This window comes from Mycobacterium sp. UM_CSW (genome assembly GCF_000455205.1).
GTDB lineage: Bacteria > Actinomycetota > Actinomycetes > Mycobacteriales > Mycobacteriaceae > Mycobacterium.
Genome location: NZ_AUWQ01000128.1, coordinates 17,449 through 27,435 on the forward strand (window position 1 = coordinate 17,449; position 9,987 = coordinate 27,435).

The 9,987-nt window shown below is 68.8% G+C and carries 8 protein-coding genes, 2 tRNA genes and 1 pseudogene; 7 read left to right on the plus strand and 4 right to left on the minus strand.

The genetic code is table 11. The features are described 5' to 3' along the window. Positions 1-10 precede the first annotated feature (10 nt). A complete protein-coding gene (wrbA, locus tag N415_RS28655) occupies positions 11-628 on the minus strand; it encodes an NAD(P)H:quinone oxidoreductase (RefSeq protein WP_068189175.1) in 618 nt (205 codons plus the stop codon). Positions 629-752: 124 nt separating this feature from the next. On the opposite strand from wrbA, the gene N415_RS28660 reads away from it, so the two are divergent. Beyond that, positions 753-1,406 carry a TMEM175 family protein gene (locus tag N415_RS28660; protein ID WP_081665586.1) on the plus strand — a complete coding sequence of 218 codons (654 nt, stop codon included), beginning with the start codon at positions 753-755 and terminating at the stop codon, positions 1,404-1,406. Here the strand turns inward: N415_RS28660 and N415_RS28665 are convergent. Further along, entirely contained in the window at positions 1,384-2,829 is a 1,446-nt protein-coding gene (locus N415_RS28665; RefSeq protein WP_068189178.1) for an NAD(P)/FAD-dependent oxidoreductase, read from the minus strand. The two genes, N415_RS28660 and N415_RS28665, sit on opposite strands and share 23 nt — an antisense overlap. Before the next feature lie 29 nt (positions 2,830-2,858). On the opposite strand from N415_RS28665, the gene serA reads away from it, so the two are divergent. After that, the gene (gene serA, locus N415_RS28670; protein ID WP_068189181.1) at positions 2,859-4,445 is read left to right on the plus strand and encodes a phosphoglycerate dehydrogenase; all 1,587 of its coding nucleotides are present in this window, start codon (positions 2,859-2,861) and stop codon (positions 4,443-4,445) included. A 49-nt stretch (positions 4,446-4,494) separates the two neighbouring features. After that, entirely contained in the window at positions 4,495-5,505 is a 1,011-nt protein-coding gene (locus N415_RS28675; RefSeq protein WP_068189183.1) for a 3-isopropylmalate dehydrogenase, read from the plus strand. A 133-nt stretch (positions 5,506-5,638) separates the two neighbouring features. On the opposite strand, the pseudogene N415_RS31135 reads toward N415_RS28675, so the two are convergent. After that, positions 5,639-6,703 (minus strand): annotated as a pseudogene (locus tag N415_RS31135) (MFS transporter); the annotation flags it as partial. Positions 6,704-6,772: 69 nt separating this feature from the next. Here N415_RS31135 and N415_RS28695 point away from each other — a divergent pair. The 4 genes from N415_RS28695 (at position 6,773) to N415_RS28710 (ending at position 9,344) form a co-directional block, all read left to right on the plus strand. Then, positions 6,773-7,573: a fumarylacetoacetate hydrolase family protein gene (locus tag N415_RS28695; protein WP_068189194.1), complete on the plus strand. Its 801-nt coding sequence runs from the start codon at positions 6,773-6,775 to the stop codon at positions 7,571-7,573. Next, positions 7,570-9,024 (plus strand): glutamate--tRNA ligase, encoded by a 1,455-nt coding sequence (gene gltX, locus N415_RS28700; RefSeq protein WP_081665587.1) that lies wholly within the window; start codon positions 7,570-7,572, stop codon positions 9,022-9,024. The genes N415_RS28695 and gltX overlap by 4 nt, the downstream gene beginning before the upstream one ends. A gap of 103 nt (positions 9,025-9,127) precedes the next feature. Continuing rightward, positions 9,128-9,199: transfer RNA gene (locus tag N415_RS28705), tRNA-Gln, on the plus strand. 72 nt (positions 9,200-9,271) lie between these two features. After that, a tRNA-Glu gene (locus N415_RS28710) sits at positions 9,272-9,344 on the plus strand. Between the two features lie 7 nt (positions 9,345-9,351). Here the strand turns inward: N415_RS28710 and N415_RS28715 are convergent. Continuing rightward, the gene (locus N415_RS28715) at positions 9,352-9,864 is read right to left on the minus strand and encodes a PPOX class F420-dependent oxidoreductase (RefSeq protein ID WP_067153361.1); all 513 of its coding nucleotides are present in this window, start codon (positions 9,862-9,864) and stop codon (positions 9,352-9,354) included. Positions 9,865-9,987: the final 123 nt, after the last annotated feature.

Genomic DNA, 9,987 nt, shown 5'->3' on the forward strand with positions numbered 1-9,987 from the left:
GCCGCCACAGTCACTCTGGCGTGACGCTGGGCGATGCCAGCCGGTCGGCGACGGCCACCACCCGGCGCGCCAAATGGTCGAGGGCGTTATTCGTGGGCTCGTCGAATTCGTTGATGTTGTCGTGGGTGGACACCAGGCTCACCCCGTACGGGTTGCCGTCGACGAACTTGCACGGGTCGGTGTAGCCGGGCGGCACGATGATGCCCCCGAAATGCATCAGCGTGTAGTAGAGCGAGAGCAAGGTCGTCTCCTGACCGCCGTGCAGCGTGTTCGACGACGTGAAGCCCGCGTAGACCTTGTCGGCGAGTTTGCCTTCGGCCCACAGCCCGCCCAGCGAGTCCAGGAAGGCGCGCAATTGCGCGGCGGGCGAACCGAACCGGGTCGGCGAGCCGAAGATCACCGCGTCGGCCCAGACGATGTCGTCGCCGGTGGCGGCCGGAAGGTCCTTGGTCGCTTGGTAATTCGCGGTCCAGGCCGGGTTGTGCGCGAACGAGTCGGGGTCGTGGGTCTCGGCGACGTGCCGCAGGCGCACCTCGGCGCCCGCCGACTCGGCGGCCGCGGCGACACGTTTGGCCATCGCGGTGCCGTGACCGGTGGCTGAGTAATAGATGATCGCGAGTTTGGTCACGGTGTCAGCTTAGGCATGCCCCAACTTGCTGGAAAACCCAAGGGCAGCCGGTTTAAGTTAGATGGTCGGGAGTTGATTCGCGTCTGGGCGCAGTGCACCTTCCGACCAACCAGATGGGGGTGTCATGGCCGACGAGTCCGGTAACCCGATGGGGCTGAACGACACCGGACGTGTCGAGGCCTTCAGCGACGGCGTGTTCGCGATCGTCGTCACCTTGCTCGTGCTGGATCTGAAGGAGCCCGAACATGCTCCGGGCGAACTGCTCGACGGCCTCGCCCGACAGTGGCCCGCGTATCTTGGCTACTTCGCGTCCTTCGCCTTCGTCGGGGTGATCTGGCTCAATCACCATCAAGCATTCGTTGCGATCCAGCGTGTGGACATGGGCGTGAATTTGGCGAACCTCGCGCTGCTGTTCACCACTGCTTTGATTCCGTTTCCCACCGCGGTGCTCTCCCGGGCATTGATCACCGGGGTCGACAGCGCGGACGCGCGGACCGCGGTGGCGCTATACGCGGGCATAGCTACCGCAATGTGCGCTAGTTGGCTACTTCTTTACGATCAGGTTCACCGCCGCCGCGGCGCGCTCGTCGAAGCCGGAATCGACCAGCGAGCCTTCGCTGCCAATCGGATCCGTGCAGTGTTGGGTATCGCGGCTTATGTGACGGCAGGTCTGATCGGGGCGTTCTGGCTCCCGGCGGCAGCACTGGTCGTTTTCGCCGTCATGCCGATTTTCTATGCGCTCACAACCGGACGAATCAAATCCCAGGGGCCAGCTTAGGCATGCCCAGGCCGAACTCGCGGCGCAACAAGGTGCGCGCGGCGTAGTAGCCGGACATGCCGTGCACCCCGCCGCCTGGTGGAGTGGCGGCCGAGCACAGGTACACCTTCGGAATCGGTGTGCTCCAAGGGTTTAGCCGCGGCGTGGGACCGGCGATCGCGCGCCAGGCGGAATTTCCGCCAATCCCGATGTCGCCGCCGACGTAGTTCGCGTTGTGGTCGGCCATCCGGGCGGCGGGCACGGCGCGGGCCGCCACCACGATGTCGCGGAAGCCGGGCGCGAACCGCTCGACGATCTCGGTGACGGCCTCGGTCGCGTCCACGGTGGAGCCCGACGGCACGTGGGCGTAGGTCCAGAACGGGCGGCGGCCCACGATGTCGATGCGGCCGGGGTCCGCGATGTGCGGCGACGCGGCCAGCACCATCGGCCACTGCGCGTGACGCCCGGCGGCGATGTCGGCCTCGGCCCGCGCCATCTGCTCACGGGTGCCGCCCAGGTGAAGTGTCGGCGCCTGCGCCAGCCGTGCGTCGGTCCAGGGGATGTCCTCGCTGAGCACGAAGTCGACCTTGGCGACGCCCGGGCCAAAGGTGTAGCGGCGCAACGCCTTCGCATAGCGCTCAGGAAGCGCGTCCCCATAGATGCGCAGCAGCGCCGTCGGCGCGGTGTCGAACGCGACGACCCCACCGGGCGGCCGGGTGACGTCGGTGCCGGCCGTGAGCTCGCCGCCGTGCGCGCGCAGGTCGGCGATCAGCGCGTCGGTGATCGCCTGGCTTCCCCCCACCGGGATCGGCCAGCCGACCGAATGCGCGAGGGTGGCCAGCATCAGCCCGGCCCCGGCGGCCGTCAACGACGGCATCCGCGAAATTACGTGCGCGGCAACGCCGGTGAACAGGGCGCGTGCGTCCTCTCCGGTTAGGAAGCCCAGCAGCGACCCCCAGGCGGGCGTGCCCTGCGCCAGCATCCGAACGCCGAGTTGCAGGGCGGACGGCAGCGACCCGGGCACCGATCGTTTGTCGCCGAGCAGCAACCCCACGACGGCGTCGGAATGCTCGACCAGCGGGCCGAGGAGGCGTCGCCACGACGCGCCGTGCTCCAGTTCCGCGCAGGTGCGCTCGAGATCCCGGTAGGCGATGACCGCCGGGCGGCCCGGCAGCGGGTTGGCGTAGGAAATCTCCGGGATCGCCAGTTGCACACCGCGCGCGGGCAGGTCGAACGCCGCGAAGAACGGCGACGCCAGCGCCAGCGGGTGAACCGCCGAGCACACGTCGTGTAAGACTCCCGGAGAATCTGGGTCGGGCGCGGTGCGCGCGCCGCCGCCGAAGGTCGGCTGGGCTTCGATGACCTGGACTTTCAGCCCGGCACGGGCGCAGATGACGGCCGTGGTGAGCCCGTTGGGTCCGCTGCCGACGACGGTGACGTCCACGCGTCAATTACAGCCGATAGGCTGTCCGGGTGAATCTGCCTGTTGTACTTATTGCCGACAAACTCGCCGAATCAACCGTCGCCGCGCTGGGGGACCAGGTCGAGGTGCGCTGGGTGGATGGCCCGGACCGGCCCAAGCTGCTGGCCGCCGTCCCTGAGGCGGACGCGCTGCTGGTGCGGTCGGCCACCACCGTCGACGCCGAGGTGCTGGCGGCCGCTCCCAAGCTGAAGATCGTGGCCCGCGCCGGGGTCGGCCTGGACAACGTCGACGTCGACGCCGCGACCGCGCGCGGGGTGCTGGTCGTGAACGCCCCCACGTCGAACATCCACAGCGCCGCCGAACACGCGATGGCGCTGCTGCTGGCCGCGGCCCGCCAGATCGCGGCGGCCGACGCCACGCTGCGGGAGCACACCTGGAAGCGGTCGAAGTTCTCCGGCACCGAAATCTTCGGCAAGACCGTCGGTGTCGTCGGGCTGGGCCGCATCGGCCAGCTGTTCGCGCAACGGATCGCGGCCTTCGGCACCCACGTCGTCGCCTACGACCCGTACCTGGCGCCGGCCCGCGCCGCGCAGCTCGGCATCGAGCTGCTGTCCCTGGACGACCTGCTGGCCCGCGCCGACTTCATCTCGGTGCACCTGCCGAAGACCCCGGAGACGGCCGGCCTGATCGACAAGGAGGCGCTGGCGAAGACCAAGCCCGGCGTCATCATCGTCAACGCCGCGCGCGGCGGCCTGGTCGACGAGGCGGCGCTGGCCGACGCGATCAACAGCGGGCACGTCCGCGCCGCCGGCCTCGACGTCTTCTCCACCGAACCGTGCACGGACAGCCCGCTTTTCGAGCTGCCGCAGGTGGTGGTGACGCCGCATCTGGGGGCCTCCACCGCCGAGGCGCAGGACCGGGCCGGCACCGACGTCGCGGAAAGCGTGCGGTTGGCGCTGGCGGGGGAGTTCGTTCCCGACGCCGTCAACGTCGGCGGCGGCGTGGTCAGCGAGGAGGTGTCGCCCTGGCTGGACCTGGTGCGCAAGCTCGGGGTGCTGGCGGCCGCACTGTCCGGCGAGGTGCCGGTGTCGTTGTCGGTGCAGGTGCGCGGCGAGCTCGCCTCGGAAGATGTTGAGGTACTTAAGCTTTCGGCGCTGCGCGGGCTGTTCTCGGCGGTCATCGACGAACCGGTGACGTTCGTCAACGCGCCGGCGCTGGCGGCCGAGCGGGGCGTCTCCGCCGAAATCACCACCGCATCCGAAAGCCCCAACCACCGCAGCGTCGTCGACGTGCGGGCCGTCGCCCACGACGGCTCGTGCGTGAACGTCGCGGGCACGCTGTCCGGGCCGCAGCTGGTGGAGAAGATCGTCCAGATCAACGGCCGCAACTTCGACCTGCGCGCCCAGGGCACCAACCTGGTGATCAACTACGCCGACCAGCCCGGGGCGTTGGGCAAGATCGGTACCCTGCTGGGCTCTGCCGGCGTCAACATTCAGGCGGCGCAGCTGTCCGAGGACGCCGAGGGGCCCGGCGCGACAGTCCTGCTGCGGCTGGACCAGGACGTGCCGGGCGACGTGCGATCGGCGATCGCGGCGGCCGTCGACGCCAACAAGCTGGAAGTGGTTGACCTCTCGTGAAACGCGCCGGCGACGATGCAGAGCGAAGCGATGAGGAGGAGCGGCGCCGATGAAGCTCGCTGTGATCGGCGGCGACGGGATCGGACCGGAGGTGGTGGCCGAGGCCGTCAAAGTCCTCGACGCGGTCGTGCCGAACGTCGAAAAGACCAGCTACGACCTCGGCGCCCGTCGCTACCACGCCACCGGCGAGCTGCTGCCGGACTCGGTGCTCGCCGAGCTGCGCGAGCACGACGCCATCCTGCTCGGGGCGGTCGGCGACCCGTCGGTGCCCAGCGGCGTCCTGGAGCGAGGTCTGTTGCTGCGCCTGCGCTTTGAGCTCGACCACCACGTCAACCTGCGACCGGGCCGGCTGTACAAGGGGGTGAGCAGTCCGCTCGCGGGAAACCCCGAGATCGACTTCGTGGTAGTGCGCGAGGGCACCGAGGGTCCCTATACCGGCAACGGCGGCGCCATCCGCGCGGGGACGCCCAACGAAGTCGCCACCGAGGTCAGCGTCAACACCGCGTTCGGCGTGCGCCGCGTGGTGCGCTACGCGTTCGAGAAGGCCCGGCTGCGCCGCAACCACCTGACGCTGGTGCACAAGAACAACGTGCTGACGTTCGCGGGGAAGCTGTGGACGCGGGTCGTCGCCGAGGTCGGCGCGGAATATCCCGACGTCGAGGTCGCCTACCAACATGTCGACGCCGCCACCATCTTCATGGTCACCGACCCCGGGCGGTTCGACGTGATCGTCACCGACAACCTGTTCGGCGACATCATCACCGACCTGTCGGCGGCGGTGTGCGGCGGAATCGGCTTGGCCGCCAGCGGAAATATCGACGCCACCCGGGCCAATCCGTCGATGTTCGAGCCGGTGCACGGCAGCGCCCCCGACATCGCCGGTCAGGGCATCGCGGACCCGACCGCGGCGATCATGTCGGTGGGGCTGCTGCTTTCCCATCTGGGCGAGGACGCTGCGGCTGCCCGGGTGGATGGGGCCGTCGAGACCTATCTGGCAACTCGTGGGAGCGAACCGCGCGCCACCACCGAAGTCGGCGAACGGATCGCAGCCGCGCTCTAGTTTCCAGGCCGGGCGGCAACAGCCGAATCGGCACCAAGGGCACCGCCGCCAGCGGGAACAACCCGCAGAGCAGCCACGCCGACGGGTATCTCGCCGCGCCGATCAGCACACCGAACAGCGGCGGACCGACCGCCGCCATCACGCGCTGGGTGGTGTTCTGGATGCCCAGGGCGCGCCCGCTCCAGAACGGCCCGGCGAACTCGGTGATGGCGGTCGCCTCCAGGCCGTTGTCGAGCACGGCGAACACCGAGACGGCGACCATCAGCGGGATGTCGAATCGCGAGTCGAGCTGGTCGGAGAGCGCCAACAGAAACAGGGTCAACGCGGCGACCGCGGCGATGACGGCGACCGGTTGCATGCGTGAGCCGATGCGATCCGACCAGCGGCCCACCGCGACGCGGCCGACCGCGCCGAGCAGCTGCGACAGGGTGACCAGCCCCCCGGCGGCGGCGACCGACCAGTGATGGTGGTTCATCAGCCAGACCAGCATGAACGTGACGGTGACCGTTTGCGGCATCATCAGCAGGCCCGCGACGGCATGGATTCGCCACAGCACCGACGACCCGCGGTAGGGGCTGGCCAGCTCCGCCTTGGTCGCCGTCTCCCGGGGCTTGCGCACCGGGTCGACGATGCCGACCGCGCTCGCCAGCGCCGCCGCCGTGCACACCAGCGCCGGAAACATCAGCCCGGCATGCACGCCGCGCTCCGCCAGTTCGGGCATGACCAGCGCGCCCGCCGCGATGCCCAGCGGCTGCGCGGTCTGCCGGATGCCCATCGCGAGGCCGCGCTGCTGCGGGGGGAACCACGCGGACACCAGCCTGCCACCGGCTGTGTTGCAACTCGCGGCGGCCATGCCGCCCAGGAACAGATAGACGGCGACCCACACCATCGAGTGCACCGACGCCGCGGCGTAGGCGGCGGCCGCAGTGAGACCCGAGCCCAGCGTCAGCACCAGCCGCTCGCCGACGCGGTCCAGCACGTAGCCCCATGCGATGAGCGTGACCACCATGCCCCAGCTCGGCATCGACGCGAGCAGGCCGGCCTCGGCCAGCGGGGTGCCACGCGTGGCTTCCAGCGACGGGATCAGGAAGGCGACGCCGTTGATGAATAGGAAGGAGCTGGTCGTCACGAACAGCGAGACGATCATGATCGACCATCGCTTGCCGGCGCCGACGGCGGCAGGGTGCCCCTTGGGCATCAGTCCATGCTTGCACACGGCCGGCACCGGTTGCGGGAGCCGCTACTAGCCATCACTAGGCTTCTGCGAATGCGCCTCGGTCGAATCGCCAGCCCGGACGGTGTCGCCTTCGTCAGCATCGAGGGCGAACTCGACGATCCCGCCGCACTGACCGCCCGGGAGATCGCCGAGCACCCGTTCGGCACCCCGACCTTCACCGGACGATCGTGGCCGCTGGCCGACGTCCGGCTGCTGGCGCCGATGCTGGCCGGCAAGGTCGTCTGCGTCGGCAAGAACTACGCCGATCACATCGCGGAGATGGGCAGCTTCGAAACGGGCCCGGCGCCGGCGGACCCGATCATCTTCCTCAAGCCCAACACCGCGATCATCGGACCCAACGTGCCGATTCGACTGCCCGCCAACGCATCACCGGTGCACTTCGAGGGTGAGCTGGCGGCGGTCATCGGCCGGCCGTGCAAGGACGTTTCGGCCGGCCAGGCCGCCGAGAACATCCTCGGCTACACCATCGCCAACGACGTGTCGGCGCGCGACCAACAAAAGGCCGACGGCCAATGGACCCGCGCCAAGGGCCATGACAGCTTCTGCCCCGTCGGGCCGTGGATCGTCACCGATGTCGACCCGTCGGACCTCGAACTGCGCACCGAGGTCAACGGCCAGGTGAAGCAAGACAGTCGCACCTCGCTGATGATCCACGACGTCGGCGCCATCGTGGAGTGGATCTCGGCCGTGATGACGCTACTGCCCGGCGACCTCATCCTCACCGGCACGCCGGCCGGCGTCGGGCCCATCGAGGACGGCGACACGGTCTCCATCACCGTCGAGGGAATCGGCACCCTCACCAATCCCGTTGTCCGCAAGGGAAAGTCGTGACAGTTCGAGTCCGGTTCTGCCCGTCGCCCACCGGCACCCCGCACGTCGGGATGGTGCGAACCGCGCTGTTCAACTGGGCCTACGCGCGACACACCGGCGGCACCTTCGTCTTTCGCATCGAGGACACCGACGCGGCGCGCGACACCGAGGAAAGCTACCTGGCGCTGCTCGACGCGCTGCGCTGGCTCGGCCTCGACTGGGACGAGGGGCCGGAGGTGGGCGGGCCCTACGGACCATACCGGCAGTCGCAGCGCGGCGAGATCTACCGCGACGTGGTGGCGCAGCTGCTCGAGGCCGGCGAGGCCTACTACGCCTTCTCGACGCCGGAGGAGGTCGAGGCACGGCACATCGCCGCGGGCCGAAACCCCAAGCTGGGCTACGACAACTTCGACCGGCAGCTGACCGACTCGCAGCGCGCGGCGTTCCTCGCCGAGGGCCGTAAGCCGGTGGTGCGGCTGCGCATGCCCGACGACGATCTGAGTTGGGACGACCTGGTACACGGAAACACGACCTTTGCCGCGGGCAGCGTGCCCGATTTCGCGCTGACCCGCGCGAGCGGAGATCCCTTGTATACGTTGGTCAACCCGCTCGACGACGCGCTGATGAAGATCACCCACGTGCTGCGCGGCGAGGACCTGCTGTCGTCCACCCCGCGCCAGCTGGCACTGTATGCGGCGCTGACGCGAATCGGTGTGGCCGAGCGCACACCGCAATTCGCGCACCTGCCAATCGTGTTGGGCGAGGGAACCAAGAAGCTGTCCAAGCGCGACCCGCAGTCGAACCTGTTCGCGCACCGCGACCGGGGCTTCATCCCCGAGGGCCTGCTGAATTACCTTGCGCTGCTGGGCTGGGCGATCGCCGACGACCACGACCTGTTCAGCCTGGACGAAATGGTGGCGGCCTTCGACGTCGTCAACGTCAACTCCAACCCGGCCCGATTCGACCAGAAGAAGGCCGACGCGCTCAACGCCGAGCACATCCGGATGCTCGACGTCGCCGACTTCACCGCCCGCCTGCGCGACTACTTCGACGCGCACGGCCACGACACCCGGCTGGATGACGCCGGATTCGCCGAGGCCGCCGAGCTGGTCCAGACGCGCATCGTCGTCCTGAGCGACGCGTGGGAGTTGCTGAAGTTCCTCAACGACGACGAATACGCGATCGATGAGAAGGCCGCCGCCAAGGAGCTCGGCCCGGAGGGCGCCACGGTTTTGGACGCCGCGCTGGCCGCGCTGGACGGCGTGACCGACTGGACAACCGAGCGGATCGAGGCCGCCCTCAAGGCCGCGCTCATCGACGGCCTGGCGCTCAAACCGCGCAAGGCGTTCGGCCCGATCCGCGTCGCCGCGACGGGAACAACGATCAGCCCGCCGCTGTTCGAATCACTCGAACTACTGGGCCGCGAGCGCAGCCTGGCGCGGTTGCGGGGCGCGCGCGACGGGGCGGTCTGAGTTTTTGGTAGTCTGCACAGCGGTTTACAAAGGCCGACGACGGCCGGCCACGACGGCGCGGGACACCGCAGAACCGTTGTGACCAGCGGTTTTAGGCAGCCAATGGGGTATGGTGTAATTGGCAACACAGCTGATTCTGGTTCAGCCATTCTAGGTTCGAGTCCTGGTACCCCAGCAAGATCGCGGCACGGCTTGCGATTAGGTCGCCCTTCTCGGGTGAGCTATGCTGGCAGCTCGGATCGGTTCAGGCCCCGTCGTCTAGCGGCCTAGGACGCCGCCCTCTCACGGCGGTAGCGTGGGTTCGAATCCCATCGGGGCTACAAACAATTACTGGCCGGTCCCCAGCACGGCCGGGGCGGTCGACCCGCCCACCGGCATGGGCGGCAATCCGAGCTTGCGGTGATCCCACGAGCGCGCGCGGCGGGCCACGATGCGCACGCACACCCGCTTGTTCATCATCTGCTCGACGAAGGGCTTCATCTCGTCGGTGTAGGGGCCGGTGTAGCGCTCGAACACGCTGACGCCCACCCGGTGCGCGACATCGGGATCGTCGACGATCTCCGCGACACCCTCGAACGACACCCCGCGCAGCGTGTCGTAGGTGTCGCCGTCCTCGATCAGAAAGCTCACCCGCGGATCCCTGGTGAGGTTCACCGCCTTCTGCGACTTGGCCTTGGTCTCGAGCCAGACCTCCCCGTCGACGACGGCGTACCACATGGCGGTCAGGTGCGGCTGGCCGTCGGGCCCGACGGTGGCGAGTGTTCCGGTGCGGCTCTTGACGACGAAATCGGCGATCTCGTCCTCCGACATGACGATGCTCGCGCGCTGATTGGTTCCCATGCCGGTCAGTTTGTCAGGCGGGTTGCGGGTAAGTGTGCGGTGGTGGCTTCGGTGTGCGCTGGGGCGGCCTCAACGCACACTCGTCCCCCTGGAAAGGGGAGGGCCGGTTGAGACATCCCAGGT

Coding starts and splice junctions, on each gene's coding strand:
- N415_RS28660 (WP_081665586.1), top strand. CDS start 753: ATGGCCGACGAGTCCGGTAACCCGATGGGGCTGAACGACACCGGACGT.
- N415_RS28675 (WP_068189183.1), top strand. CDS start 4,495: ATGAAGCTCGCTGTGATCGGCGGCGACGGGATCGGACCGGAGGTGGTG.
- N415_RS28695 (WP_068189194.1), top strand. CDS start 6,773: ATGCGCCTCGGTCGAATCGCCAGCCCGGACGGTGTCGCCTTCGTCAGC.
- N415_RS28715 (WP_067153361.1), bottom strand. CDS start 9,864: ATGGGAACCAATCAGCGCGCGAGCATCGTCATGTCGGAGGACGAGATC.